The organism is Paenibacillus agri (assembly GCF_013359945.1).
Classification (GTDB): Bacteria; Bacillota; Bacilli; order Paenibacillales; family Paenibacillaceae; genus Paenibacillus_AQ; species Paenibacillus_AQ agri.
In genome coordinates this window covers 46,819-73,173 of sequence record NZ_JABWCS010000198.1, presented here as the reverse complement: position 1 = coordinate 73,173, position 26,355 = coordinate 46,819, and the positions used below count along the sequence as shown (strand labels likewise).

The 26,355-nt window shown below is 52.0% G+C and carries 23 protein-coding genes; 14 read left to right on the top strand and 9 right to left on the bottom strand.

Translation table 11 applies throughout. The annotated features are described in order from the left end of the window. Positions 1–236 precede the first annotated feature (236 nt). The 4 genes from HPT30_RS07540 to HPT30_RS07525 are packed head-to-tail and all read left to right on the top strand — an operon-like array spanning position 237 to position 4,051. On the top strand, positions 237–1,361 hold the full coding sequence (locus HPT30_RS07540) for an ABC transporter ATP-binding protein (RefSeq protein ID WP_175370803.1): 1,125 nt from the start codon (positions 237–239) through the stop codon (positions 1,359–1,361). Continuing rightward, the gene (locus HPT30_RS07535; protein ID WP_066378370.1) at positions 1,351–2,157 is read left to right on the top strand and encodes an ABC transporter permease; all 807 of its coding nucleotides are present in this window, start codon (positions 1,351–1,353) and stop codon (positions 2,155–2,157) included. Before HPT30_RS07540 ends, HPT30_RS07535 begins: the two co-directional genes overlap by 11 nt. Then, positions 2,154–2,981 carry an ABC transporter permease gene (locus tag HPT30_RS07530; protein WP_175370802.1) on the top strand — a complete coding sequence of 276 codons (828 nt, stop codon included), beginning with the start codon at positions 2,154–2,156 and terminating at the stop codon, positions 2,979–2,981. The genes HPT30_RS07535 and HPT30_RS07530 overlap by 4 nt, the downstream gene beginning before the upstream one ends. Next, positions 2,978–4,051: an ABC transporter substrate-binding protein gene (locus HPT30_RS07525; protein ID WP_175370801.1), complete on the top strand. Its 1,074-nt coding sequence runs from the start codon at positions 2,978–2,980 to the stop codon at positions 4,049–4,051. Before HPT30_RS07530 ends, HPT30_RS07525 begins: the two co-directional genes overlap by 4 nt. Positions 4,052–4,788: 737 nt before the next feature. Here HPT30_RS07525 and HPT30_RS07520 read toward each other — a convergent pair. From HPT30_RS07520 to HPT30_RS07505, 4 genes are all read right to left on the bottom strand, one after another. Beyond that, positions 4,789–5,430 carry a DUF559 domain-containing protein gene (locus tag HPT30_RS07520; RefSeq protein ID WP_217622291.1) on the bottom strand — a complete coding sequence of 214 codons (642 nt, stop codon included), beginning with the start codon at positions 5,428–5,430 and terminating at the stop codon, positions 4,789–4,791. A 383-nt stretch (positions 5,431–5,813) separates the two neighbouring features. Then, complete coding sequence (locus HPT30_RS07515; RefSeq protein ID WP_175370799.1) at positions 5,814–6,635, bottom strand: class I SAM-dependent methyltransferase; 822 nt, start codon at positions 6,633–6,635, stop codon at positions 5,814–5,816. 438 nt (positions 6,636–7,073) lie between these two features. Continuing rightward, the gene (locus tag HPT30_RS07510) at positions 7,074–7,925 is read right to left on the bottom strand and encodes a 1,4-dihydroxy-6-naphtoate synthase (protein WP_175370798.1); all 852 of its coding nucleotides are present in this window, start codon (positions 7,923–7,925) and stop codon (positions 7,074–7,076) included. Further along, positions 7,925–8,605, bottom strand: a complete 681-nt coding sequence (locus HPT30_RS07505) for a futalosine hydrolase (protein ID WP_175370797.1) — start codon at positions 8,603–8,605, stop codon at positions 7,925–7,927. The genes HPT30_RS07510 and HPT30_RS07505 overlap by 1 nt, the downstream gene beginning before the upstream one ends. 362 nt (positions 8,606–8,967) lie before the next feature. On the opposite strand from HPT30_RS07505, the gene HPT30_RS07500 reads away from it, so the two are divergent. The 8 genes from HPT30_RS07500 (at position 8,968) to mprF (ending at position 18,928) form a co-directional block, all read left to right on the top strand. After that, the gene (locus HPT30_RS07500) at positions 8,968–9,444 is read left to right on the top strand and encodes a MarR family winged helix-turn-helix transcriptional regulator (RefSeq protein ID WP_175370796.1); all 477 of its coding nucleotides are present in this window, start codon (positions 8,968–8,970) and stop codon (positions 9,442–9,444) included. Between the two features lie 146 nt (positions 9,445–9,590). Further along, the gene (locus HPT30_RS07495; RefSeq protein ID WP_175370795.1) at positions 9,591–9,992 is read left to right on the top strand and encodes a DoxX family protein; all 402 of its coding nucleotides are present in this window, start codon (positions 9,591–9,593) and stop codon (positions 9,990–9,992) included. A 17-nt stretch (positions 9,993–10,009) separates the two neighbouring features. Next, entirely contained in the window at positions 10,010–10,960 is a 951-nt protein-coding gene (locus tag HPT30_RS07490) for a ring-cleaving dioxygenase (RefSeq protein WP_175370794.1), read from the top strand. Next, positions 10,957–11,565, top strand: a complete 609-nt coding sequence (locus HPT30_RS07485) for an alpha/beta hydrolase (RefSeq protein ID WP_175370793.1) — start codon at positions 10,957–10,959, stop codon at positions 11,563–11,565. The genes HPT30_RS07490 and HPT30_RS07485 overlap by 4 nt, the downstream gene beginning before the upstream one ends. 153 nt (positions 11,566–11,718) lie before the next feature. After that, positions 11,719–12,282 (top strand): glycerol-3-phosphate responsive antiterminator, encoded by a 564-nt coding sequence (locus HPT30_RS07480; RefSeq protein ID WP_175370792.1) that lies wholly within the window; start codon positions 11,719–11,721, stop codon positions 12,280–12,282. A 15-nt stretch (positions 12,283–12,297) separates the two neighbouring features. After that, positions 12,298–13,791, top strand: coding sequence for a glycerol kinase GlpK (glpK, locus tag HPT30_RS07475; RefSeq protein ID WP_175370791.1), 1,494 nt, complete (start codon positions 12,298–12,300; stop codon positions 13,789–13,791). 230 nt (positions 13,792–14,021) lie between these two features. After that, positions 14,022–15,683: a glycerol-3-phosphate dehydrogenase/oxidase gene (locus HPT30_RS07470; RefSeq protein WP_175370790.1), complete on the top strand. Its 1,662-nt coding sequence runs from the start codon at positions 14,022–14,024 to the stop codon at positions 15,681–15,683. Between the two features lie 593 nt (positions 15,684–16,276). Next, positions 16,277–18,928: a bifunctional lysylphosphatidylglycerol flippase/synthetase MprF gene (gene mprF / locus HPT30_RS07465; protein WP_175370789.1), complete on the top strand. Its 2,652-nt coding sequence runs from the start codon at positions 16,277–16,279 to the stop codon at positions 18,926–18,928. Positions 18,929–19,221: 293 nt separating this feature from the next. On the opposite strand, the gene HPT30_RS07460 is transcribed toward mprF, so the two are convergent. Both HPT30_RS07460 and HPT30_RS07455 read right to left on the bottom strand, forming a co-directional pair. Next, positions 19,222–20,691: an alpha-amylase gene (locus HPT30_RS07460; RefSeq protein ID WP_175370788.1), complete on the bottom strand. Its 1,470-nt coding sequence runs from the start codon at positions 20,689–20,691 to the stop codon at positions 19,222–19,224. 121 nt (positions 20,692–20,812) lie between these two features. After that, entirely contained in the window at positions 20,813–21,658 is an 846-nt protein-coding gene (locus tag HPT30_RS07455) for a DUF72 domain-containing protein (protein ID WP_175370787.1), read from the bottom strand. Positions 21,659–22,071: 413 nt separating this feature from the next. Between HPT30_RS07455 and HPT30_RS07450 the strand changes: the two genes are divergently transcribed. Together HPT30_RS07450 and HPT30_RS07445 are read left to right on the top strand one after the other, a co-directional pair. After that, on the top strand, positions 22,072–22,689 hold the full coding sequence (locus HPT30_RS07450) for a TVP38/TMEM64 family protein (protein ID WP_175370786.1): 618 nt from the start codon (positions 22,072–22,074) through the stop codon (positions 22,687–22,689). Positions 22,690–22,770: 81 nt separating this feature from the next. Then, complete coding sequence (locus HPT30_RS07445; RefSeq protein ID WP_175370785.1) at positions 22,771–23,688, top strand: aldo/keto reductase; 918 nt, start codon at positions 22,771–22,773, stop codon at positions 23,686–23,688. Positions 23,689–23,786: 98 nt separating this feature from the next. Here the strand turns inward: HPT30_RS07445 and HPT30_RS07440 are convergent, their stop codons facing one another. The 3 genes from HPT30_RS07440 to HPT30_RS07430 form a co-directional block, all read right to left on the bottom strand. Further along, complete coding sequence (locus HPT30_RS07440) at positions 23,787–25,301, bottom strand: aminotransferase class V-fold PLP-dependent enzyme (RefSeq protein WP_175370784.1); 1,515 nt, start codon at positions 25,299–25,301, stop codon at positions 23,787–23,789. Positions 25,302–25,376: 75 nt separating this feature from the next. Then, entirely contained in the window at positions 25,377–25,853 is a 477-nt protein-coding gene (locus HPT30_RS07435) for a DsrE/DsrF/DrsH-like family protein (protein ID WP_175370783.1), read from the bottom strand. Positions 25,854–25,984: 131 nt separating this feature from the next. Further along, the gene (locus tag HPT30_RS07430; protein WP_175370782.1) at positions 25,985–26,293 is read right to left on the bottom strand and encodes a hypothetical protein; all 309 of its coding nucleotides are present in this window, start codon (positions 26,291–26,293) and stop codon (positions 25,985–25,987) included. Positions 26,294–26,355: the final 62 nt, after the last annotated feature.

Sequence of the window (26,355 nt, the reverse complement as noted above, 5' to 3'; positions counted from 1 at the left end):
CATTATATCACCTCATTTTTGATGAAAATCCTTATAAGTTTTACGAAGTTGTTAAGTTTCTGGGGGACGTTAACAATCTAAGTTATCGCATAGGATGAAGCAATCTATTATGCTATACCTATATGAGGTGTCGAACGAAAGGAGGAATTGTCGCTTATCTGCACTGGGCATGCCGATATCGATTGTTCCCCGCAGGAAGCGGGTAAAATAGGATTGTATTACTAAAGGCAGGGAGGTTGTTAGCTATAGCTACCCAGGAAGGTACTATTATTTCTTTTGACAAGGTAACGAAGCAATACGACGATGAAGAGGCTGTGCTTAAAGAGGTCAGCTTTGAGATTGAACGGGGTAAATTCTATACATTACTGGGCCCGTCCGGTTGCGGTAAGACGACGATTCTCCGGCTGATTGCCGGATTCGCTGAACCGACAGGCGGCTCAATTATTTTGAACGGAAAAGTGATTAACCACATTCCCGCCAACGAGCGGCAGGTCAATACGGTTTTTCAGGACTATGCTTTGTTTCCACACCTGAACGTATTTGAGAATGTGGCTTTCGGCTTGCGTATCAAGAAGCTTAAGAAGGATGTCATCACGCAAAAGGTGCAGGAGGCGCTGCGCTTCGTGAACCTCGCCGGTTACGATCAGCGGGCCATTACAGAAATGTCCGGCGGACAGCGTCAGCGTGTAGCCATCGCCCGGGCCATCGTCAACGAGCCGCAGGTCCTGCTGCTGGACGAGCCTTTATCAGCGCTGGATTTGAAGCTGCGGACAGAAATGCAGTATATTTTGCGGGAGATGCAGCAGCGGCTGGGGATCACTTTTATCTTCGTCACGCATGATCAGGAAGAAGCACTGGCGATGTCTGACTGGATCTTTGTGATGAACAAGGGCAAAATCGAGCAGAGCGGCACGCCTCACGATATTTATGATGAGCCGATTAACCGCTTTGTGGCGGACTTTATTGGAGAATCGAACATTGTGCCGGGTGTCATGATCGAAGATAATCTGGTGGAGTTCAACGGACGTCGCTTCGAATGCGTCGATGCCGGGCTGCGCCCGAATGAAGGTGTGGAGATTGTGATTCGTCCGGAGGATCTGGAAATCACGGCATTAGAACAAGGGAAGCTGCGTGTGCGCGTCGATTCCCAGCTGTTCCGGGGTGTGCATTATGAGATCAGCTGTTATGACGAGTCCGGACATGAATGGTTAGTCCATTCTACACGTCAAGCTACTGTCGGCAGTGAGATCGGGCTTTATTTCGATCCTGAAGCGATTCATGTTATGCGGTTCGGGGAAACGGAGGAAGAGTTCGACAGACGTCTGGAAGCTTACGGCGAGGTGGAGAGCCATGAACAATAAGGGCCGGTCGTTCTATCTCATCCCTTATTATTTGTGGATTGCCTTGTTCGTTATCGCTCCGGTGTTTCTGGTCATCTACTATTCCCTGTTCGATCTGGACGGCCATTTGACGCTGGACAATTACGTGAACTTCTTTACGCCAGTATATTTGAAAATGACGCTGACCTCCTTCTGGTACGCGTTTCTGATTACAATATTCTCGCTCCTGGTCGCCTATCCGGCGGCTTATCTGCTGACGAGAACGAAGCATAAGCAGCTCTGGCTGCTGCTGATTATTTTGCCGACCTGGATTAATCTTCTGCTGAAAACCTATGCATTCATCGGGATCTTCGGCACCTTCGGACCCATCAATAACCTGTTCGATGTGCTTGGGATTGGTGAGCAGCAAATTTTGTTTACAGGTTTCAGCTTTGTGTTCGTGTCGGTCTACATCTTTATTCCGTTCATGATTCTGCCGATCTTCAGTGCGCTAGAGGAGCTCAATCTGTCCCTGCTCGATGCTGCGCGCGATTTGGGAGCGTCGGGTTGGACAACCTTCCGTAGGGTGGTTTTTCCACTGACCATTTCGGGTGTGCGTTCCGGTTGTATGGCGGTATTCATTCCGGCGCTGTCACTGTTTATGATCACAAGGCTTATCGCCGGTAGCCGGGTCATTACGCTGGGAACTGCGATTGAGCAGCACTTTTTGGTTACACAGGATTGGGGCATGGGCTCCACAGTAGCCGTATTTCTGATTGCGATTATGGCGCTGTTCATGATTCTGTGGGGCGGCGCACGGAAAGGGGTGCAGAGATGAGGAAAAGAAACGGATTCTCCAATCTGTATCTCGTTTTAGTGTTTGCTGTGCTGTACGCACCGATTGTGTATCTGATGTACTACTCGTTCAACAGCGGGGGGACGATGCACAAGTTCGAAGGGTTTACCCTGGAATATTACCGCGAGGTGGTTCAGGATAGCCGGCTGATCATTATCGTGATCAATACACTGGTCATTGCGTTACTGTCTTCGGCGATTGCTACGGTGATCGCGACCATTGGTGCACTGGCGATCCATCGCGTCCGCAGCCGCCGGGCGAAGAACTCCTTATTGTCGCTGAACAATGTGCTCATCGTCAGTCCAGACGTTATCATCGGGGCCTCGTTCCTGATTCTGTTCACGATTGTGGGGATCAAGCTGGGCTTCATGTCTGTACTGCTCTCTCATGTGGCCTTCAGTATCCCGATTGCGGTCCTGATGATTCTGCCGCATCTGCAAGAAATGAGCCCTACATTGACTGATGCGGCCCGTGATCTGGGTGCCAGCCGCCGGGATGTGCTGACGAAGGTTATTCTGCCAATCATCAAGCCGGGGATATTCAGCGGTTTCTTCATGGCGCTGACGTATTCGCTTGATGACTTTGCAGTTACCTTCTTCGTGACCGGCAACGGATACTCCACCTTGTCGGTCGAGATTTATTCCAGAGCAAGACAGGGCGTATCGCTGTCCATTAATGCGCTCTCGACCCTGATTTTCCTCTTCACCATCCTGCTAGTGGTCGGATACTACTTCCTGACAACTCGCAAGAACCGCACAGCGACTCCGGTTACAGAACCGGTAGCAGAAGCGGGGGTGCCTAGATGAAACAACTAGTTAATGCCTTTCTGGCGATAGTCATCGTCGCTTTTGGCCTGATGTATCTGGGGTCATGGATGAACTCCAACCAGGGCTATACGGGAAAAAACACGCTGACCATCTACAACTGGGGCGATTATGTTGATCCCGCCATGCTGAAGGAGTTCGAAAAGGAGACCGGGATAACGGTCATTTACCAGACCTTTGATTCCAACGAAGCGATGCTGACCAAGGTAGAGCAGGGCGGAACGACCTTCGACGTCGTGATTCCTTCGGATTATGCTATCTCGAAAATGAAGGAAGAGAACCTGCTGATTCCATTGGATCACAGTAAGATTCCGAATCTCGCCAACATCGATTCACGGTTCATGAACCTGCCGTTTGATCCTGATAATCTTTATTCGGTTCCTTATTTCTGGGGAACAGTCGGGATCATCTTCAACCCGGAGATGACGAAGGGCATTGATTTCAGCAGCTGGGACTCTCTATGGGACAGCCGGCTGAAGAACAATATCTTCCTCGTGGATGGGGCGCGTGAGGTCATGGGCATGGCCCTGAACAGCCTGCATTACTCTGTCAATGATACCAACGAAGAACATTTGCAGCAGGCTCTGAGTAAGCTGAACAAGCTTTCGCCCAACGTAAAAGCGATTGTGGGCGACGAGATCAAGATGCTGCTGGCAAATGAGGAAGCTGCGGTAGGCATCGTTTGGTCTGGCGACGCTTCGGAGATTATGGGGGATAACGACAAGTTGGACTACGTCGTGCCGAAAGAAGGGTCGAACAAATGGTTTGACAACATGGTCATTCCACGTACAGCGAAGAATGTGGAAGGCGCTCATAAGTTCATCAACTTCATGCTGCGTCCTGATGTAGCAGCGAAAAATACTGAATACGTGGGCTACTCCACACCGAACGCTCAGGCTCTTAAGCTTCTGCCGCCGGATATTTCGGAGGATACCCGCTTCTACCCGTCGTCCGATATTACAGACCATCTGGAGGTCTACGACAACCTGGGCAAAAAAATGCTCGCCCACTACAACGAGCTGTTCCTGATGTTCAAGATGAACAAGAAATAATCAGCCCCCTATACGGGGATGGTGGATAAGAAATAATCGGCTGTCCCTCTACGGGGATGGTGGACAAGAAATAAATGGCCATCCTCTTACAAGAGGCTGATGGACAAAGAGAAGCGCCCAACTGCGGAGTATCGCGGTCTGGGCGCTTTTTTTGGAATGGGGAGCAGGGTTGAAAAGTTTGGTTGTAGCCAGTAGGTCAGGCCATTTAAATATAGCTATCAACCCATTACTTGTAGTTCCATTAGCCTGAGGTTAAAGGGTGGCTCCGGTTGGTTAGCCTACCGTATAGGGGGAAGGTGGAGTAGAGGGGGAATGGAGCGTTAGAAGAAGCAAAGGGTGTAGTGAAGCGTAGTGGGAAGGGAGGTAGTGAGGGGAAAAGGAGGTAGATAGAAGGGGAGATGGAGGAGGATGTGGGCGAAATGAGGATGGGCAATTGAATAACAGGAATTTCTCCAGTTAATATCATCGATAAGCCCGAAACCTTCGGAATAACTGGAAAAACTCCCGTTATTTCAATGGAAAATGCCCAAGACAAAGTTATTTGGCTGAATTAACAGGAGTTTTTCCAGTTGTTATCATGCGGACACGTATAAACATTAGAATAACAGGAGTTTTTCCTGTTATCAGTAAGTTAGAGAACCGCTATACCCAATCATTAAACTGGTGAATTCACTAAACCCACCTTGATTAGATTGAGAATCACCAGTGGCAGAGAATTACTCATTAGTTACTTAAATTTAACTCAAGTAATCGATCATTCCACGGGCTAACTCGTAACGCATTACCCGTTGTTGATCATCTCCCCGAACGGGGAGCAAATAACCTTTATTACACAAAGTGCGTAGGTGTCTGACAGCTGTTTTGTGATCTACTTCCAAATGAATCTCAATATCCTTTGGGCGCAGTCCCCGGGGCATTCCTAGAGCCAGTCGAACGATTTCTTTTTCTGCAAGCGTTATGCGGGAGATGGGTGCCGGAGATGACTGATACCTGCTCAGTACCATACGTAGCAGCGTGACGCATAGGTCGGGCCGTTGCTCCACATCGTCATAAGCAAATGAAATCACCTGGTAACCCATAGCGCAAAGAAAGGTTTCCCGATTCAGTTCGTTACAGTACTTCTGGCGATCCATGTCGCGGACATGGGAAGCAAAACCTTTGATTTCAATTAATAGTTTGAGATAGCCCGGCAGCCATACAAAATCAGCAAAATAAGATCTGCCCCGCCAATCAGCGACTTCATACTCCGGATGCAAGTCGTTTAAGTTACCACGTACCGGCCACCAGACATTGTGCAGGAACAGGGATTCGGCGTGACGATGCCCCCTTTCCAGTCTGGAGAGCCGTTCTCCGGTTCTACTTGCAAGATGTTTTGCCATGAATGATGCGTGTGCTTCCTCAAATCCCACCACTCTCACCCTTTCATAATCATAAAAAAACGCCCCGAAGCCCCTTGGGTAAGGGGATCGGGACGTTCTTCGTCTCTTACTGGTCAGTATAGGGTAAATTCGGGTTTTTGACCAGTCTAGTTAGTATGCATTTTTGGCGGCTCATAACCATAATCAGCGATCGGTGGTCGATGGTTAATGGTTGATAATTGATGGTTGGTGCTTGGTGCTTGGTGCTAGATGTCTTATGAATAAAAGCACTGCGGGCTCAGAGATCCTACGATTGCTGGTTAAGCCTGATTTACTATTTGAAACAATGGATATACCTTGATACCTTTTATTTACGGCTTTAAGGTCGAACACACTAACGGGTCTTATTTAACTCCGAGTCGCATCCGGTAGCTGATTAGCACATCTAGAGTCTTGCCTTGAAAATGCTGCTCTACCGCGGTCTGGAATTCGGTGATACTGCCGTCAAGATCCTTGGAGCCAAGCTTCCACACGGTTTGGATGGCTCCCTGGCTGAGGGCCAGGCCGATATATCGTGCTGCATCACAGGTCTCCGTATGGTGAAATACGATTTCACGGGCGAAGGAGAACAATCCGCTGTCCTTGATTCTGTCCAGGTGGCTGTCCTTATCCCACTTGTGCGCTCTTTCTGATGCCGGCACCAACGTGTCCAAGATCTCATTTGCCTTGTCAATTAGGTTGTTATATAGAATCTCGACATTCGCTTGCAGGGCCAGCGGCCAATCGCAGTCATACGCGGCGAAGACGCCTCCGTCCCGCAGGACACGGGAGATTTCCTGGAGTGTGCTCACAGGCTCCATCCAGTGAAAAGACTGCGAGCAGGTAACGATGTCTACACTGCCTGTTGCCAACGGTAATTGGTTGGAATAACCTTGGGCAAAAGAGATTGCTGCGGCATCTGACATTTCTGCGAGCTTCTGCTGTGCCTTGCCCAACATATCAGGATTGGGTTCGATGCCATGAACTGCATCAGCTGCATGGTTCCAGATGAAGGTGGACAATCCGGTGCCGCAACCAATATCTGCGACAAGGGCAGGTCGGTGTCCGAGGTAAGTGGTGAGCAGTTCAGACACTATCTGTGGGGCCTCTGGGCGGTAACGGTCATAGTCCTCCTGAAAGCCAAGAAAACGGTCGATATTCGGTTTGCTGTTTCCGGCAGGAATCATACGGTTCTCCTCCTTGGGGTTGAATGGGTTCATCCATTCTTGATTCTATAGTTACTATACACCCTCCTGATCCAACGTGGCTCTAAGAATAGCGGTTTCATTTCGCAAGGTCACATTATCAGATGGCTTAAATATAAAGAATCCCCGGCGCCAAATGACATGACCGGGGATGGTATGGTTTGTAGAGGCAGGTCCCGTAGTTTCCATGTGTTACCGGAGCAGTTCCGGAACTACACGGAGGGAGACCCCGTAGGTTTCGTTATTTAGAGAGCAACTCCGTGAACTAATTGGTGTACAGGGTTCGCCGTAGGTTTACGGTGTTACCGGAGTAACTCCGTAAACTACATGGTTGTAGAGGGATCACCGTAGGTTCCCAGTGTTACCGAAGTAACTTCAGGAACTATACGGTTGCAAAGGGTTCCCCCGTAGTTCTGGGTGTTACCGGAGCAATTCCGGATCTATCGCCGGAACAAGTCCTTCGTCAGCAGCACGGGTCAATAAAGACGTGATGGCTTCATAGCCGCTATCGCCAAGGTTCATGCTAAATTCGTTAACATAGAGATCGATATGAGACTTTGCCACTTCCGGGGAGAGCTCCTGGGCATGACTTAGCACGTAGTCGCGGGAGTCCGTCGGATGATCCCAGGCATATTGCAGGGAGCTGCGAATCCATCCGGAGATGGCTTCGGCATCCAGATCGCGGCGGGCGATAATGGCTCCAAGCGGGATCGGTAGTCCGGTATCTTCTTCCCACCAGCTGCCGAGATCCGTCAGGAGATTAAGGCCATAGGAAGAGTAGGTGAAGCGGGCTTCGTGAATCACCAGTCCGGCGTCAATTTTCCCATCGCGTACAGCGGGCATGATCTCGTCAAAAGGCATGACGACGATCTCTCCTACACCGCCTGGAACGTTCTGGGCTGCCCACAATCGGAACAACAGATAGGCAGTGGAACGCTCGCTGGGAACAGCGATCCTGCGTCCGGCGAGCCCGGCTGGACGTCTTACCGCGAGCGGACCGTTTCCGGTCAGTACCAGTGGCCCACAGCCACGGCCGAGGGCGCCACCACAGGGCAGCAGCCGGTAGTTCTCCAGTACCCAAGGCAGGGCGGCGTAGGAGATTTTGAGTACTTCCGGTCCAGTGCCGTCGGCAGCGAGCCCGTTCGTAATGTCGATATCGGCGTACATCACATTCAGTGCCGGGGCATCCGCCACCAGCCCATGCGCCCAGGCATGAAATACAAAGGTATCATTTGGACAAGGGGAAAATGCAATATTAAGCTCGTTATTCATTACAGCACCTCCTTTAGGATAGCGGCCGCTGCCGCAAGCGCGTCCATCGCTTCGCCGATGGCCCAAGCTGCCCGGTCGCGGGGACCGACCGGGTTCGAAATCGCGCGGAGCTCCAGCACCGGGAGCCCCAGCGCATGTGCGGCCACGGCGACCCCGTGGCCTTCCATGGCTTCGGCGGCCGCCCCGGGATGGCGCGCCGCAAGAGCGGCGGCCGTCTCTGCCGTGCCGGTCGCCGTAGACACCGTCAGCACAGGTCCTGTGCTGACGGCAAGGCCGGCCGCTGTCAGCGCGGCCGTAAGGGCCTCGACCGTGCCGGAATCACCCGGCACGGTCACGCTGCCGAAGCCAAGCTCGGCAGCACTGCGGAAGCCCTCCGGCGTCTCCGCCCCGAGGTCGGCGGCAATCATCTCGCTGGCAATCACCAGCGAGCCTACCGGGGCCACCCCCGGGAACCCGCCGCCGATCCCGGCGTTGATGACGCAGTCGTAGGAGCCGGCTGCCAGGGCCGCGGCGGTACCCGCCGCAGCGGCTGCGGTGCCCGCGCCCGCAGCCACAACGTGGAACCTGCTGCTGCCCTGCAGCCCGCGCAGGACGGCGTCGCGTTCCGCCGCGACCGCAGTCACGATCAGCACACGCCGCTCAGCCTGCCCCGCGGCATCATTTGGTGTAGCAGATGTCATGAGTAGGCCTCCTTTTAAACGAAAAGTAATATAGTGGTATTTGTTAAGAAATGAAGAGGCTTACATTTTAGATATTCGTAAGACAAAGAATACGCCGTTTTGCGAGCCAGGTCAATTCGGACAAAATTTCCACGGAAGATTGTTGACAATGGCATGGATGAGGCGTATATTTATCTTAAATTAAAGATAATTAACTTAAAGACAAATATTCTCTCTCGAATCAATTTCATAATGCGGATGTCAATCCGAATAGGTACGATATCTATCTAGTTATACCTAACCATGTACAACTAGATATCGATGATTAGACGCTCACTTATGAAATTGATTCATTCATAATAAATTACAGGGAGGTGGAGCATATGAGTATTGAACAAGAACCTTTATCAGGGAATACAAACGGAGCGGAGCAGGAACAGGATGAAGCGGCTTCCTTGAAATTGTTCGTCGTCTTGTCTAAAGCTTACAAGACCTTGATGGATCTGGCAGTGAAGGATATGAAGAGTCACGGCTTGTCTTCCGCTGAATTTATGATTCTTGAGGTGCTGTACCACAGAACACGTATTCCACTGCAGCAGATCGGTGAGAAGATTCTGGTGACCAGCGGCAGTATTACGTACAATATCGACAAGCTGGAGAACAAGGGCTTGCTGAAGCGTGTTCCGTGCAGCGATGACCGGCGGGTAACCTATGCTGAGATTACAACTGCAGGCCGGGAGCTGTTCGACGATATTTTTCCGCTTCATGTTTCTTCCCTGCATCGTCTGATGGGCGGATTGAACACGGAAGAGAAGGAACAGGCAACGGAACTGCTGAAGAGACTCGGCAAAGGCGTATAGGGCGGCAATAACTGCGGCCCTTGCCGGAAATCCGGAAAGAATAGTGTCAGGAACAGGGAAGTCGATATAAGAAGAAGTATCAAATTTTTTTACCTAATATCTTAATATTAAGATAATTAAATCAAAGAGAATGGAGTGGGGTAAAAATGGTTAGCGTAGGCTTATTATTACTCAGACTGGTGATCGGGATTTCTTTCATCGGGCACGGTAGCCAAAAGCTGTTTGGCTGGTTCGGAGGTTATGGTCCCAAGGGAACCGGAGGTTGGATGGAGTCCATCGGCATGAAGCCTGGTGTAACTATGGCGGTGCTGGCGGGGGTGATGGAACTGGTTGGCGGAGTGCTGTTCACCTTCGGGCTTCTGACTCCGCTCGCTTCGGCGCTGATTATTGCCACCATGCTTGGAGCGATTGTGAAGGTTCACGCGCCGAACGGGTTCTGGGCCACGGCTAACGGAATTGAGTTTCCCCTCACTTTACTAGTGGTTGCCGCCGGAGTGGCTCTGACCGGGGCCGGATCGATTTCACTTGACGCACTGTGGTTTAACTAAGAAAGGGGCAGATAATTATGACATTACGAAGCGCAGGCATTCATCATATTACAGCTTTTGTGGGCGACGTGCAGCGGAATGTTGACTTTTATGCTGGTATTCTCGGACTACGATTAGTGAAGAAAACCATCAATTTCGATGCACCGGAGGTGTACCATCTCTATTTCGGGAACGAAAGCGGAGCTCCCGGAACGATTATTACATTCTTTCCATGGTCGATGGGACGTAAGGGGAGAATTGGCGGCGGGCAGGTTGGCGTAACCACTTATGCTGTGCCAACAGGATCGCTTGACTTCTGGGAGCAGCGATTGGCTGCATACCAGATTTCAGTAACCAAAGTCAGCCGGATTTCCGAGTCCTATTTGTCCTTTGCTGACTACGACGGTCTGCGGATTGAGCTTGTGGAGCGTGAAGAGGGTCCGCTTAGTAGCTGGTCCTTTGGTGGGGTTCCTGTAGAGCACGCCATCAAGGGCTTTGGCGGGGCGGTTCTGTACAGCACAGAGCCAGCTAAGACAGCGGATACGCTGTCCCGTACACTGGGCATGGAGGTCATTGCCGAAGGGGACGGCTATCTCCGCTTCAGAGCGGCGGGAGAGCTGGGTAATATTATTGATCTGAAGGCAGAGCCTGTGCCGCATGGCTCGGGAGGCACTGGAACGGTACACCATATTGCGTGGCGTGCCAGCGATGATGCCGAGCAGCTTGCCTGGAGTCGTCTTGTGCAGAGCCACGGTTACCAACCGACGCCTGTTCAGGACCGCCAATACTTCAACGCTATTTACTTCCGTGAAGAAGGCGGTATTCTGTTTGAGATTGCTACAGACCCTCCCGGTTTTGCCCGCGACGAGGAGCCGGACGCGCTAGGTGAGAAGCTGATGCTCCCTACTTGGTATGAACCGCACCGTGCCGCGATTGAAGCTAATTTACAGCCGTTTGACATTCGAGAGATTGGAGTGAAGTCAAAATGATACACGTATTTCACAAGGGCACAGATGAGAGTAAGCCAGTAATGGTAATGTTCCACGGAACGGGTGGTGACGAACAGGATTTGCTGCCACTCGCGGGATTGCTTTCCCCGGGATCGTCCGTGCTCGGCATTCGTGGCAATGTGCTGGAGAATGGGATGCCCCGCTTCTTCCGGCGGTTGTCGGAAGGGGTCTTCGATGAAGAAGATCTGATCTTCCGCACGCAGGAGATTAAGCAGTTTCTGGACGAGGCGGCGGCCAAATACGGATTCTCTGCCGACAAAACAGTTATCGTTGGTTATTCCAATGGTGCCAACATTGCTGGTAGCTTGCTGTTCCACTACGGGAAGGCTTTCCAGGCTGCAGTGCTTCTGCACCCGATGGTACCACTGCGTGGACTCAATCTACCGGATATGAGCGGTCTTCCGGTCTTCATCGGCACTTCGATGAATGATCCGATGGTTCCGGCGCATGAAAGCCGGGAGCTGGAAGAACTACTGCAAGGCGCAGGCGCAGCTGTGAATACGTATTGGGGCAATCAGGGGCATCGCCTGAATGTGGAAGAGGCGGAAGCGGCCAGAGACTGGCTGAAGCTGCAATTAGTCTGATTGTGTACAGCGACAGAGCAGAAACAGCATATCCATTTGCTAATCCCGGAAGGGGCGATGGATGTGCGTGATCTGCTCTTTTTGCTGTAATAAATGTTATATTGGTAGTAGCGGATAGAGCGACACACTCATGCTAGGAAAGGGGCAGCGCCCATGTCCATTCAGGGACAGACTGTTTTACCTGCGATCCGAAAGATGAAGCATCTGGAGAAGCTGTTGCAATCCTCCTACGAATATATTGTGCTGCTCGAGAGCCATATCGGGCAACTGAAGGACATTGTTAATTTGGCAAAATCACACCGGAAGAAGCTGCTGCTGCACGTGGATCTGGTTGAAGGACTGAAGAATGATGAAGCTGCGGCAGATTTTCTATGCCAGAGCATCAAGCCTGCCGGCTTGATCTCGACCCGGGCCAATGTGATTCTCAAAGCGCGGCAAAACGGTTTACTGGCCGTTCAGCGGGTATTTCTGCTGGATTCCAGTGCTCTGGATAAAAGCTATGCTCTGTTAGAACGGACACAGCCTGATTATATTGAGGTGCTGCCGGGTGTCATCCCGGGCCTTATCGCAGAAGTGAGGGAGCGTACAGGTATTCCGATTTTTGCTGGCGGGCTGATTCGTACTGTGGACGATGTGGAAAAGGCGTTGGCAGCAGGAGCAACCGCCGTGACGACTTCCCAAATGGATCTGTGCCGGCATTACGATAACATAAAATGAACCTGGAGGTGCAGTGTGGATAAAAAGTATATTCTGGCCTTGGACCAAGGCACGACTAGCTCAAGAGCCATTCTATTTGATCGTAAAGGTACGATTATTCATATTGCTCAGCAGGAATTCAAGCAGCATTTCCCACAACCGGGCTGGGTGGAGCACGATGCCAATGAGATCTGGATATCCATTCTGGCGGTCATTTCGTCATTGTTCACCGAGACCGCTATCTCTCCGGAGGAGGTGGCTGCCATCGGGATCACCAATCAGCGGGAGACGACCGTAGTTTGGGATCGGGCTACGGGGATGCCGGTGTATCATGCAATTGTATGGCAGTCCCGACAAACAACGGAGATTTGTGAGGATCTCAAGGCTCAGGGTCATGATGAAATCTTCAGGCAAAAGACAGGTCTGCGCCTGGACGCGTATTTCTCGGGCACAAAGGTAAAGTGGATTCTGGACCATGTTCCGGGCGCACGGGAGAAGGCGGAACGTGGAGAACTGCTGTTCGGGACGATGGACACCTGGCTAATCTGGCGGCTAACTGACGGGGGCGCTCATGTGACCGATTACTCTAATGCATCGCGGACGCTGATGTACAACATTCACGAGTTGCAATGGGATGAGGAGCTGCTGGCACTGTTAAATATTCCACGCTCCATGCTGCCAGAGGTCCGGTCGTCCTCCGAAGTTTATGGCTATACCAATCGCCAGCATTTCTTCAATGCCGCTGTACCGATCTCAGGCGCTGCGGGTGACCAGCAGGCCGCATTATTCGGGCAGACCTGCTTTGAGCAAGGGACCGCGAACAATACCTACGGCACCGGGGCATTTATGCTGATGCATACCGGTGAGCAGGCCATTGCCTCAGCAAGCGGACTGCTGACTACGATTGCCTGGGGGTTAAACGGGAAGGTTGAATATGCGCTGGAGGGCAGCATCTTTGTGGCTGGCTCAGCCATTCAGTGGCTTCGTGACGGACTGCGGATGATCAAGAATGCCGCGGTTAGTGAGGAATACGCTTCGCGGGTGAATTCAACGGAAGGCGTCTACGTGGTGCCAGCCTTTGTTGGCCTGGGCACACCGTATTGGGACAGTGAGGTTCGGGGTGCAGTGTTCGGCCTGACTCGAGGCACCTCGAAGGAGCATCTGATTCGTGCGACTTTGGAATCGCTGGCTTACCAGACCCGTGATGTACTTGCGGCCATGGAGGAGGACTCCGGGATTTCTCTCAAAAAGCTGCGGGTGGGTGGTGGCGCAGCCCGTAATAACTTCCTGATGCAGTTCCAGAGCGACATGCTGGGTGTTACGGTAGAGCGGCCAGTGATTAGCGAGACTACGGCGCTCGGAGCGGCGTATCTGGCGGGTCTAGCTGTAGGATTCTGGCAGGATCAGAATGAGATCTCTGCATTATGGCAGATTCAGCGCGCCTTCGACAGAACGATGGATGAAGGGGCAGCAGATGCTTTGTACGGCGGATGGAAAAAGGCGGTACGTGCCGCACAGGCTTTTCACTAAAAAATGGGCATGGTATACTTACCTCAACAAGTTAATACAATGGGTTGGAGAACTGGAGAAACCACAACAGCCGCTGCGCAAGCTATCGCAGCCGGCATGTTTGTGGTTTTTTTTGCAAATATAAGAATTTATATGTTTTACATTATAAATATCCTTATATTTCTCGCTGATACGGATACCGTCCCTTAGAGGACGGCACACCGTTTCTACTTGTATGGGAGGAAATAGACATGGGAACTTTTTCGGCAGGCAAACGAGATCAATATCTGAATCAAATGGCGGAACAGGAATGGGATGTGCTGGTGATTGGCGGGGGCATTACAGGAGCGGGAATTGCTTTGGATGCACAGACCCGCGGCCTGCGGACCGCCCTTTTAGAGATGCAGGATTTTGCCGGGGGCACTTCTAGCCGGTCGACCAAGCTTGTGCATGGTGGACTCCGCTATTTGAAACAGTTGGAGATTGGTGTGGTGGCAGAGGTGGGCAAAGAACGGGCGATTGTGTACGAGAATGGACCTCATGTCACTACACCGGAATGGATGCTGCTGCCGATTTATGAGGGGGGTACCTTCGGGAGAATGTCGACATCCCTTGGACTCCGGGTCTATGACTACTTGGCTGGGGTTAAAAAGGGCGAGCGCCGAACGATGCTGAGCGCTGGGAAGACACTGGGCAAAGAACCGCTGTTGAAGCAACAGGGTCTCAAAGGCGGTGGTTATTATGTGGAGTATCGGACGGACGATGCCCGCTTGACGATTGAAGTATTGAAGGAGGCTGTGAAGCGCGGGGCGCTGGCTGTGAACTATGCCAAGGTGGGACAGTTTATTTATGATAATAAGCAGCTGGCGGGTGTAGTAATGACGGATCAGTTCAGCGGACGTTCTTATGAGCTTCGTGCGAAGCATATCATCAATGCCGCCGGACCTTGGGTAGATACACTGAGGGAGAAGGACCAGTCCAAAGAGGGCAAAATGCTGCATTTATCTAAGGGCGTTCACTTAGTATTCGACCAGGGGCGTTTCCCGCTGAAGCAGGCGATTTATTTTGATACCCCTGATGGGCGCATGATGTTCGCGATCCCGCGGGACAACAAAACTTATGTAGGGACGACCGATACGAATTATAAAGGTGATCTGGTAAATCCGCTGGTTACTGAAGCTGACAGGGTGTATATCCTTCACGCTGCTAATGAAATGTTCCCCGGCATGGAACTAACGGACGATGATGTAGAATCCAGTTGGGCAGGACTACGTCCTCTGATACATCAAGAGGGCAAAAGCCCGTCCGAGATTTCCCGCAAGGATGAAATTTTCGTCTCGGCTTCAGGTCTGATCTCTATGGCTGGCGGCAAGCTGACTGGCTACCGCAAAATGGCGGAGACGGTGGTGGATCTGGTCGCAAAGCAACGGAATGCTGCTGGACTTGCTGCTATTTCCGGATGCCAGACCGGGCACATGCCGATCTCCGGCGGTGATGTTGGTGGATCCATTCAGTATAAGAAGTTTGTGCAAGAACGTATTCCGGAGGGAACGAGGCTGGGGCTGTCGCCACATGAAGCGGAGCAACTGGTACGGAGGTATGGTTCTAACATTGGCGCGGTTTATGCGTTAATTACGAAGCACGCTCTTGAAGCAGAGACGGCAGGACTGCCGGCATCCTTGCTGGCGGCTCTACTGTATTCTATAGAAGAGGAGATGACGCTGAAGCCGGTGGACTTTTTTATCCGCCGCACGGGTGCGCTTTTCTTCAATATAGCCTGGGTAGAGGCGTGGAAGGCTGCTGTAACCGCCTATATGGGAAAATATTTCGGATGGACGACAGAATTGACGGCTCAGTATGCCGAAGAATTAAATGACCGGTTGGCCGAGGCGATTCAGGCTGCGGATGCCTAGGCGTGACACTGGTTAACAGAAGAAGCGGCGATTGTAATACGGTCGATGTTGCCGGAAATCTGAACAAGGGAGCGTAACTCCAGTTCGTTTCAGGGCGGAAGCAGGAAGACATTCCTGACTCCGTCCTTTTTTTCTTGGAATCAAGTAGCGGACAATACAGGGGCTAGTTATGCGTTTTGGTGGACGTGGTTAGCTCTCTTTTCCAATTCATACTGAAATAAAGTTCTCTCATGCGGCTACATAGCTATCAATATCTGCGTTTCCACCATATAGTTGCAGAGGCGTACTTTTTTGGTTACGCTCTTAGTAAACTATGGAAGCAGGCTCGTTTAGGGTGGATGGTAAAGGGGATAGATGATCTAGTTTCTGGTAAAATAAATAAGGCTATATTGCAGGGTATCTGCTCTGGATTCAGTCTTATATATTAGAGGTAATGTGATGGTTACAGGTGCTGTTTGTTACATGCCAGCCGGTTTACGTATTGTTATAATGGACAAGTTGAAATTCTCGCACATGAACCGCTGCCCAGACCAAGGACAGTGCGGCAGGTTTTGCCGGCGGAACGTGTGGCAGTAGCAAGGGCAGGTGGATTTATGCATTCAATGAAAGAGGCGCTGGAGCGGTTCAAGATTGTGAGGCTACTGGTATCCATTTACCGGATTCGGGCGGTACGCGCTCTTTTTCCGCTGGCGATTATAGCGCTTGTATATTGGGAAGGGCAGCATGAGCTGAAGCAGGTTCATCTGGGACGTACGCTTCGCGAGCTGAAGGACGTTCCGGCATCATCCATCTTTCAGATGATGGGGATAGCATTGCTTGCGGTAGCGGTAATGAGTGCTTACGACTATTTGATTCGTGCTCATTTCAAGCTGAAGGTAAGTTTATGGAGCACGTTCCGTTATGCATGGATTGCCAATACATTTAATAACCTGATTGGGTTTGCCGGGCTGGCTGGTGTGGGGCTACGGACACTGCTATATAAGAAGAGCGGTGTATCCTCGGCTGTTCTGACACCGGCGATCGTGTTCCTGTCACCGCTTATGATTACGGGACTATCCCTGTTATCCTGGGGCAACATCTTTGGTATTCTACCCGCGGCGGGACTGATGCAAGAGCATCGCTGGTTGGTGTTCGCAGTCTGGGGCATGGCGCTCTACCTGCCATTCTTTGTGTTCGTCCAGCGGTCGGCACTGTACGCCAAATGGATTAACCGTGGCCAGGGACGAACACCGTGGATCACGGTAGGTAGTTCGGTCGGGGCGTCGTTCCTGGAATGGCTGTTTGCCGGCATTACATTCTGGTCGATTGGCCACCACCTGCTGGGTGGTGTGCATTTTGTGACCATCTTCAGTATTTATACGATTGCGGCCATCGCCGGTATTCTCAGTATGGCTCCCGGCGGGATCGGGGCGTTCGACCTGATCGCGCTTCTGGGGCTGACCCAAATGGGTTATCAGACCGATCAGGCTATGGCGGTGCTGGTGATCTACCGTTTGTTCTATTATCTGATTCCCTGGCTGATCGGTCTCGTGCTGGCCGCGCTGGAGATCGGGCTGCAGGGCAGAAAAATGCTGGAACGTGCAGCTGTGGGGCTGGAGCCCTCGCTGAATCTGTGGCAGAAAATCTGGCGTTGGCCAGGACAGTATACCTTCCTCAGCGACCTTGGGGTATGGGCGCTAGGCAAACTGGTCTTTGCCAGCGGTCTCATTCTGCTGCTGTCTGCAGCAACGCCGGAACTGCTGTACCGGTTGGAGATCACGGAAAAGCTGCTGTCATTTCCGATCATGCGGTTATCACATCATTTATCCGTCCTGATCGGCTTTATGCTCATCCTGCTGTCACGGGGCATCTCCCTGCGGATCCGTAGAGCCTATATTTGGACCAGCCTCTCGCTGCTGGGGGGCGCGCTGTTTGCTTTTACCAAAGGTTTTGATTACGAGGAGGCTATCTTCCTGCTGGTAGTCGGGGTGATCCTTTGGATATCCAGAGCCCGGTTCTACCGGGTCAGCGCGCCGGTCAGCCGGCAGAGTACGGCCAGGTGGTTGGCGCTGACTTCGGTGATTGCCGTTATCTACTATTTGCTCGGCAGTCATGTGCATCGCGGGTTTATGAAGCATCTTCCGCCAGGCATTCATCCGGAGTGGCTGCAACGACACAGTAATGTTGCCTTTACCGCAGCCAGCGGACTGATCTTCTCCTGGCTCCTGCTGACGATGTTTGTCACGCTCCGGCCTCACCGTGATTCCGAGGAGCTGTCAGGCCCTCCGGAGATGGACCGGCTGACACAATTTTTGAAGAAGGTGCCTGGCAACTCCCTAACTCATATGCTGTTTCTGGGTGACAAAAGCTTCTATTGGGCACAGGATGGACAAGTGCTGCTTCCTTATTCCCGGGTGCGTGATAAGCTTGTTGTGCTTGGTGATCCGCTGGGTGCGAAGGAGCTTATTAACAACGCCATCAGTGAGTTCCGGCAGGCGGCGGACAAGTATGGGTTGTCCGTGGTCTTTTATCAGGCTACACCTGCGTTCCTGCCGGTATATCATGAGCAGGGCTATCATTTCTTCAAGCTTGGCGAAGAAGCTATGGTATCGTTGGAGACGTTCACACTCAGTGGCCGCAAGAATGCCGACCTGCGTAGTGTCAACAACCGTTTTGAACGGGAAGGTTACCAATTTGAAATATCGCAACAGCCGCATTCAGCCGTCCTAATCAAAGAACTGCGCTCGATTTCGGGAGAGTGGCTGGGGGGTCGGACGGAGAAAGGGTATTCGCTCGGCTGGTTCAAGGAAGCCTATCTGCAGTTCGCTCCAATTGCACTGCTGAGACAGGCTTCTGGTGAGGTGGTAGCCTTCGCTACACTTGTTCCCGGGTATGACGGGGGTACGACACTCTCCATAGATTTGATGCGTCACCGGAAGCAGGCGCCGAACGGGACAATGGATTATTTATTCATCCGATTGATGGAATGGGCCAAGGGCCAGGGCTATCAAAGATTTAATCTTGGTAATGCCCCTCTGTCCAGTGTTGGTCAGAATGCCGGTGCGCTGCGGGAAGAGAAGCTCGCCCGTCTGGTCTTCAAGAAGGGAGGCCATTGGTATGGCTTCTCCGGCCTGCGCCGCTACAAGGAGAAGTTTGGTCCAGAGTGGGAACCGCGTTATCTAGCGTATCCGGCCTCCCTGCAACTGCCGATTCTGACTCTGGATCTGGTGCGGCTCGTATCCAAGCATCCGGAGGCAGAGGAGTAGGTTTTGCCGGGTGGGAATAACGGGAAAGGGGTCTGTTGAATTCCTTTTACCTACCCAATTATGGAGCCTGCATACTATTACTAGAAGCAAATCACAGCACGATAAACTATGAGATACATGAAGAACCCCTTCCGCCAATAGGTGGAGAAGGGGTTCTTTTATTTGCTGCTGAATATGTGATTTATGTCGTCTCCACAGGCGATGTTAACGGTTTGAATTCAAGTCAACCGTGCACTAGCCCGGAGCGAAGCAGCTACGAGAAGGTAAGATTAAGCGCGGCAGTGTTATCCCTATCACTCTTCATTCTCCTCGTGGGGAAGGGCCCAGACAGAGACGCTTCCGCCGTCTACAGGAAAGACTGCCCAGCCGTCCTGCCCAATCGTAAGTTTCTCCTTGCGGGTGCCAGTGAAATCCACCCACACCTCACCGGCGCGATGCTTGCCTACCTGCATCCGCTTCTCACCTTTGTCGCCATTGGAGATAACCACTGCACAGCCGGAGCCTTTGATTTCCTCCACTCCGAGCCGTACCCATCCGATCGTGTTGGGGTGATCCAAATAATCCTTTTGCTCACCGTAAGCTTTGTGGTAACGGGCGTACAGCAACGGGTCGATCGCGGCTTTCTTGCCTTCGATCGGGTCCGGGCCGCCGATCCCGTAATAGTCACCGTAGAAGACGACGGGATACCCGTCGCGGCGCAGCAAAATGAGAGCATAAGCAATTTGTTTGAACCAGTCACCAACCCATGATTCCAGCGCCTCATGCGGCTGGGAGTCATGGTTGTCGACGAAGGTGACCGCATTGCCGGGATGGCTTTGCACCAATGTATCATTGAAAATGGTGCTTAGATCAAAATCCCGCCCGCCAAGAGCGGCAGAATGCAGCTTGTAGTGCAGCGATACGTCAAAGAGATCAATCCGATAATCCACCGTGTCCAGAAATTCGCGGCAGGAGGCAAGATCAGGATTCCAGAATTCGCCTACGATGTAGAAATCCTCCCCACGCTTGTGCACCATCTCCGCTGCAAATTCTTTTATAAATTCATGGTTAATGTGCTTGATAGCGTCGAGGCGGTAGCCGCTGCATTGCAGTGTATCCACCAGCCATCCTCCCCACTGGAGCATTTCCTTTTTGACTGCAGGATGGCTGTAATCAATATTTGCGAACATCAGATAATCATAGTTGCCGAACTCATCATCCACGTTCTTATTCCAGGTCTTGTTCTCACCTACAATACGAAATACCCCGGAACGGCCCTCCTTGGCATTGAAGTCCGTGCCATTGAAATGATCGAAATTCCACTTGAAGGCAGAATGCTCGTCTCCGCGTCCCGGAAAAGTGAACTTGGTCCATCCCTCGATCTCGAACGGCTGCGAAATTTCCTTCATCCGGTCATGGGGATCGACCTCGACTACCTTGAATACCTCGGTCTCGTCCGCACCGGCCTTATGGTTCATGACGAGATCAACATACACAGCGATGCCATTCTTTTGGCACTCGGCAATGGCGTCGACCAGTTCTTGCTTGGTACCGTATTTGGTGCGTACTGTACCTTTTTGGTCATATTCACCGAGATCATAGAGGTCATAGACACCATATCCGGTATCTTCTGCGGAGACGGCCTTGGTCACGGGCGGAATCCATATGGCGTCAATCCCCGTGCTGCTCAGCTCTGGTGCCATTTCCGCGAGATGTTTCCAGTGCTTCCCGTCTGCTGCAACATGCCACTCGAAAAACTGCATCATCGTATGATTTCTCTTCATCTCTCTGCCTCCTTCGCTGCTGCAGTGCTTTCAGATCGCTCTTCAGGCTTCTTCGGTTATTCTTCACTTTTTAAAGGGAGGGAATACCAGTTATTTGCAGATGTCATGATCTTTTTTTAGGCTATTGAAAGAGATCAAGCTGGCGCGGAGCCAGACCGCCGTCTATGCCGAGCATGTTCTGAAGCTCCTTGGCGTTGTCAGTAGCATCACCGCCAGAATTGTTGTTGAAGACTACGTAGAGATTACGGCAGCTTTTCTCCAGCTTCAACAGACGTTCCTTCCACTCGCCGAGTTCTTCCTGATCATACCGGTATAGGTAGCGCAGCTTGCGCCAATCCGGGTGGCTGCTTTGGTGCCAGCCGGAGACATTGCGGCCGTGCAGTCGCACATAAGTGATGTCCGGGGAAGTAGCCACCGCTACAATCGGAATCGAGCCAGTCCCGGCCTGCGGCTCATCCACTATCGTATGAATCCAGCCCTCACGCGCCATGAAATGCAGCGTCTTGTCGCGGAATGCCGGGCTGTACCAGCTCTCATGGCGAAATTCAAGGGCGCAGGGCACGTCTTTCATCCGCGCTCTGATATCGCGCAGCATATCCACATTATCCTTGGTGCAGTCGAACCAGGGTGGGAACTGGAACAGTGTCATGGCCAGCTTGCCGGATTCGATAACAGGCTGGATGGATTCGTGGAAAGCGGCGAACATAGCGTCCTTTGTATCAAAGTAATTCTTTTTATCGCGTAGATGACCAGTCATTCCCTGATAGGCTTTCACGATGAACTGGAATCCGTCCGGGGTTTGGTTGACCCATTTCACATAATTTCTGACCGGCTGAACCGCGTAGAAGGAACTGTCGATTTCTACAATGGAAAAATGGGCGCTGTATGTAGACAACCGTTCGGCCGGTTTGATTTTTCCGTACAATTCCTCATGGTCGCCGAAGCCGGTCAGCCCTATTTTGATCAAAGGTGGTCTCCTCCTTGGCTGCGCTCTGGATGTTCGTTAGGGTACATGTATCTTCTATATAAACTAAAAATACAGGTTCGCAAACAGGTAGTGCATGGACGTGTCTAGGCCCGTCCCTCATACTCAGGCCGCAGGATGGACATGATCTGCAGTGATTCAAAGGCATCGCCGCTCTTGATGCACTCTCGCAGAGAGTATATGAAATTGGATTGAATGTCCATAATCGCCCACCTTCATAATGGTTATTAACCCGGATTATAACAGAACTATGCCTGCGGGATGAAGATGCCCGTACCAAATTCGCCACGTCAATTTTGTCCCAATGTATTGTATAATTGAAGCTCAGTGCTTAGTGATTAACCTGAAGTGGCATGGAGCTACTATTACAGGATGGATGAGGAGAGCGGCACGTTATGTACTATCTGGATATCGCCTCATGGCTGACAGAGGATAATCTGCGGCACATGCTGGAACAATATCGTTCGTTCGGCCCTTTTCCGGGCATTGCATTAACTTTTATGAAATCATTTGTGCCACCCCTGCCTACCATCGCTATCGTCGGTTTGAACGGTGCGGTGTATGGTTTGTGGCTTGGCTTTTTGTATTCGTGGATTGGTCTGGTCGCGGGCTGTGTAACGACTTTTCTGATTGTGCGCAAAATCGCTTCCCACCCCTATCTGCGCAAATGGGCCCTGCGCCCAAAGGTGGCGAAGAGTATGACCTGGGTACGCCAGCGGGGCTTCAGTTATGTGTTTCTGCTTAGTTTGTTTCCCGTAGGACCATTCGTTGTCATTAATATGGCTGCCGGACTGGCCGGAATGCGGCTGCGTTCCTATCTATTGGCTTTGATCGCGGGCAAAGCGATTATGGTGTTTGCGGTCTCCTATATCGGCAATGATCTGGAGCGCTTTATCCGCCGTCCCGCGGAAGGATTATACGTACTGCTCTTTATAGCGTTGTCTTTCTGGGGCGTCAAAGCTATAGAAAGTTATTTTACTAGAACAGCAAGTGATGGCGGCAGTGGCAAATAATTTGGACAAAAAGTAACATAGAGGACAAGCAGAGATCTCAAGTTTAATTAAACTCCAGATATGAAAGGATGAGGTGGCGTTATGAAATACCGCAAGCTTGGAAGCACGGGACTGAATGTGTCTGTGATCGGAATTGGGACCTGGCAGTTTGGCGGGGAATGGGGCAAGGATTTTACCCAAAACGAAGTTGATGCCATGCTGGACAAATCCGGGGAACTTGGAATCAATCTGATTGATACAGCAGAATGTTACGGCGACCACTTGTCTGAGAGGTTCATTGGTAACTATCTGGCCCGTCGTAAACGTGAGGACTGGATTGTGGCGACCAAGTTCGGCCACGGATTCAAGGGACATCTCCAGCGGGAACAGCTATGGAGTGCCGATCAGGTGCTGAAGCAACTGGATGATTCACTTAAATCGCTCCAGACCGAGTATGTCGATCTCTATCAGTTCCATTCGGGGACCGACGCCGAGTTCGAGAACGACAAACTGTGGAGCATGCTGGATAGACAGGTGCAGGCCGGAAAAATTCGTCACTTAGGAATTTCCATTAGTGCCTCTGGCACAGGTGTTCACCAGACAGCCTCCGCTCAGGCAGTTGGGGCAGAGGCCATACAGGTCGTATATAACCGTCTGGAACGCGGCCCGGAAGAAGAAGTCTTCCCGCTGTGCGCCAAGCATAACCTGGGTGTGCTGGCACGGGTACCGCTTGCCAGCGGCTATCTAAGCGGGAAATATAAGCCGGATGCGGCCTTCCCGACCGGTGATGTCCGGGCGAATCACAATGCGGACACGCGGCAGAAGCAATTGCTCGAAGTCGCTAAGATTGCAGAAAGTGAAGTGCCGGAAGGCATTCCAATGGCGCAATGGGCCTTGGGCTGGTGCCTTCAGCATCCTGCAGTAACGAGTGTAATTCCTGGCTGCAAGGATGTCGCACAGGTCATCGCCAATGCGGCTGCCGCTGATCTGGGCATGGTAAAGGACGGGCAGTCTCTATAGTAGGCTGTTTCGCAAATAGGCTATCTCAATAATAAGATGTCTCGCTGATCAGACATCTAGATGTTAGTTACGCTGGAGGTCAGCGGGGTTAACGAAACTCACAGGCGAAACCACCCGGCGGTATCCTTAATTGCCGGTGCGGCAGCAGTAATGTGCTGCCAGCCGTTAGTTTCGGGGTTATACCTGTAATCCTGTCTCCACTCTTCAATATGCATTACGATGGCGCGGATGGCTGAGACCATTCGCGCCACTTCTTTATCTGTCATGATGGGGTGGAGCGAAAACCGGACCCAGCCCGGCTTAAATGACTGATCTCCAGCGTAGATAGCCTTGATAAAGCCAGCCGATTCCTTAGGGCCGAGCCCCAGCAGATGATGGCCGTAGGGACCCGCGCAAGAACAGCCTCCGCGGGCCTGGATGCCGAAGCGGTCGTTCAGCAGCTGCACCGCGAGGTTATAGTGGATATCGCGTATCGTAAAGGAAACAATCCCTAGCCGTTCCTGTTGCTCTCCGGCCAATACGGTTAATCCGGGTATAGTCTGCAATCCATCCAGCAGCTGCCGGCAAAGTTCCCGCTCCCTGAGCAGCATGTATTCACCGCCCCCGTTCATGGCTTCTTTCAGATGAATAGCCAGTGCAGTGCGGAAGGCCTGCAGGAAGCCCGGCGTGCCGCCATCCTCGCGGGTTTCTATATCCTCTATGTAGCGGCGGCCGCCCCAGGCATCGACCCAAACCACGGTGCCGCCGCCAGGCTCGTCGGGAAGGCGGCTGCGATAAAGGGCGGAGTCGAACAGCAGCACGCCGCTGCTTCCGGGCCCGCCGAGGAATTTATGCGGGGAGAAGAAGATCGCGTCGAGCTTCTCCTGCGGTGAAGCCGGATGCATATCGATCAGCTCATAGGGGGCGCTGGCGGCAAAATCAACAAAGCAGACCCCACCGTGGCGATGCATGGCTGCGGCGAGCTGATGGTAGGGTGTACGGACGCCTGTCACATTGGAACAGGCCGTGAAGGCGCCGATTTTCAGGCGCCGGTGCCGGTAAAGACGCAGCAGGTATTCGAGCTGATTCAGATCGATGTTCCCGTCCGCTGCCGGAGGTACAGTAACGACATCGCCAAGACTCTCCTGCCAGGGCAGAAGGTTAGAATGATGCTCCATGTGGCTGACGAAGATGACCGGTCGGTCTTCAGGATCAAGGCTTCTGCCATGCAGCCATTCCGGCATCTTCAAGCCCAGAATGCGCTGGAGCTTGTTTATTGCCCCAGTGGTGCCGTTGCCGCAGAAGAGCAGCGCATCCTGCGGCTCGGCGTGGACATGGGCTTTAATAATATTCCGGGCCTCGATATAGGCCAAGGTCATTGTCAGCCCGGTAGTGTTGGATTCAGTATGGGGGTTGCTGACATAAGGGCCGAACGTCTCCAGCATTCGGCGCTCGATGGGCTCGTAAAGACGTCCGCTGGCGGTCCAGTCAGCGTACAAGAGAGGCTGTCTGCCATAGGGTGTCGTAAGCGTAAATCCTGTTCCGATGGTGTGCTCGCGAAAGGATGCAAAGTAAGTTTGCAGCGAAGATGGCGTCTCCCGGGAAGAGGCGGGGATGATATTCAGCACGGACATTCCCTCCAGCCTGTAGTTTCTTTGGCCTCAGTATATGCCCCGCTCAGTGAATAGGTTAACGCCCAAGCTTGAGAGTTAGATGAACAGCTGCATGTCACTCTCCAGCGCATCCTTCAAATAAGCTGCCGCATCAATAATCTCTACTTCCGGCAGGAATTCCTCCGGTTTGAAGCCCATGATTTCCACGGAGAGCTTGCAGGCATAGAACTTGATGTTCTTTTTACGGGCGCCCTTGAGAAAATGAATTAACTTCGGTGCGCCCTGCGCCTCCATCATCTCTTCCAGCATCATCCGGCCCAGCCCGCTAAAATTCATCCGTGACAGGGGGAGTTGTTCTGGTCCTTTGGGGGTCATGACATCCATCAGCTTTTCGTAAATACTTTTGTCCTCCAGTGTCATCTTCTCCGGGTCACGGACCAGGAACAGCCCCCAGAACGCAAAGAACATGGTCACCTCGCATTCGATATCCCGAGCAGTATTTGCCAGGATCAATCCCGCCATTGCTTTATCATAGTCCCCGCTGAACATCAGCAGATTCATCTTTTTGCCCATCCGTCATCCCTCCGTAATCCTCTTGGAATGAGCTTAGTATGGTTAGGCTGGCATGAACTATGCTTTTGTCACAACTTGTTCGCACTTCAGCGGGAGGACATGAAAAAAGCTCCCTTGCGGGAGCCTTGAATCTATTTATTATGTCCGGCAGGATCTGCTCCTGCACCGCTGCGAAGATCTTCACGGCGAGCGGCCAGCCAGATGCTGCCGGTGAAGAGAACGATCATACCCAGGATAATGGCGAAGCGCCAATCCCCGGCCTTGAAATTCAATTGAAGTACGGTCAATACCAGCGCCACCTGGGTCCAGACGAGTGTTCTTTTGCGAAAAGCGGCGATGTCTCCTGTCATCTTGGGAAGCCCACGAATGACGCGATAAGCAATAATGAGAAGAATTAGGGCAAATACGGCCGTTCCAATCCATTCAGAAGAAGTGAACACATTCATTGTCTCCAAATCCTTTCGGTTAACATGAGGGTTCTAATCTGATTATTGCGGTATAC

Bases quoted from the DNA above. Each gene is read 5' to 3' on its own strand.
- HPT30_RS07500 (WP_175370796.1), top strand. From the start codon at position 8,968: ATGAGTATTGAACAAGAACCTTTATCAGGGAATACAAACGGAGCGGAG.
- HPT30_RS07495 (WP_175370795.1), top strand. From the start codon at position 9,591: ATGGTTAGCGTAGGCTTATTATTACTCAGACTGGTGATCGGGATTTCT.
- HPT30_RS07490 (WP_175370794.1), top strand. From the start codon at position 10,010: ATGACATTACGAAGCGCAGGCATTCATCATATTACAGCTTTTGTGGGC.
- HPT30_RS07470 (WP_175370790.1), top strand. From the start codon at position 14,022: ATGGGAACTTTTTCGGCAGGCAAACGAGATCAATATCTGAATCAAATG.
- HPT30_RS07535 (WP_066378370.1), top strand. From the start codon at position 1,351: ATGAACAATAAGGGCCGGTCGTTCTATCTCATCCCTTATTATTTGTGG.
- mprF (WP_175370789.1), top strand. From the start codon at position 16,277: ATGCATTCAATGAAAGAGGCGCTGGAGCGGTTCAAGATTGTGAGGCTA.
- HPT30_RS07510 (WP_175370798.1), bottom strand. From the start codon at position 7,925: ATGAATAACGAGCTTAATATTGCATTTTCCCCTTGTCCAAATGATACC.
- HPT30_RS07480 (WP_175370792.1), top strand. From the start codon at position 11,719: ATGTCCATTCAGGGACAGACTGTTTTACCTGCGATCCGAAAGATGAAG.
- HPT30_RS07530 (WP_175370802.1), top strand. From the start codon at position 2,154: ATGAGGAAAAGAAACGGATTCTCCAATCTGTATCTCGTTTTAGTGTTT.
- HPT30_RS07525 (WP_175370801.1), top strand. From the start codon at position 2,978: ATGAAACAACTAGTTAATGCCTTTCTGGCGATAGTCATCGTCGCTTTT.
- HPT30_RS07520 (WP_217622291.1), bottom strand. From the start codon at position 5,430: ATGGCAAAACATCTTGCAAGTAGAACCGGAGAACGGCTCTCCAGACTG.
- HPT30_RS07515 (WP_175370799.1), bottom strand. From the start codon at position 6,635: ATGATTCCTGCCGGAAACAGCAAACCGAATATCGACCGTTTTCTTGGC.
- HPT30_RS07445 (WP_175370785.1), top strand. From the start codon at position 22,771: ATGAAATACCGCAAGCTTGGAAGCACGGGACTGAATGTGTCTGTGATC.
- HPT30_RS07485 (WP_175370793.1), top strand. From the start codon at position 10,957: ATGATACACGTATTTCACAAGGGCACAGATGAGAGTAAGCCAGTAATG.
- HPT30_RS07460 (WP_175370788.1), bottom strand. From the start codon at position 20,691: ATGAAGAGAAATCATACGATGATGCAGTTTTTCGAGTGGCATGTTGCA.
- HPT30_RS07435 (WP_175370783.1), bottom strand. From the start codon at position 25,853: ATGGGCAAAAAGATGAATCTGCTGATGTTCAGCGGGGACTATGATAAA.
- HPT30_RS07440 (WP_175370784.1), bottom strand. From the start codon at position 25,301: ATGTCCGTGCTGAATATCATCCCCGCCTCTTCCCGGGAGACGCCATCT.
- HPT30_RS07450 (WP_175370786.1), top strand. From the start codon at position 22,072: ATGTACTATCTGGATATCGCCTCATGGCTGACAGAGGATAATCTGCGG.
- HPT30_RS07505 (WP_175370797.1), bottom strand. From the start codon at position 8,605: ATGACATCTGCTACACCAAATGATGCCGCGGGGCAGGCTGAGCGGCGT.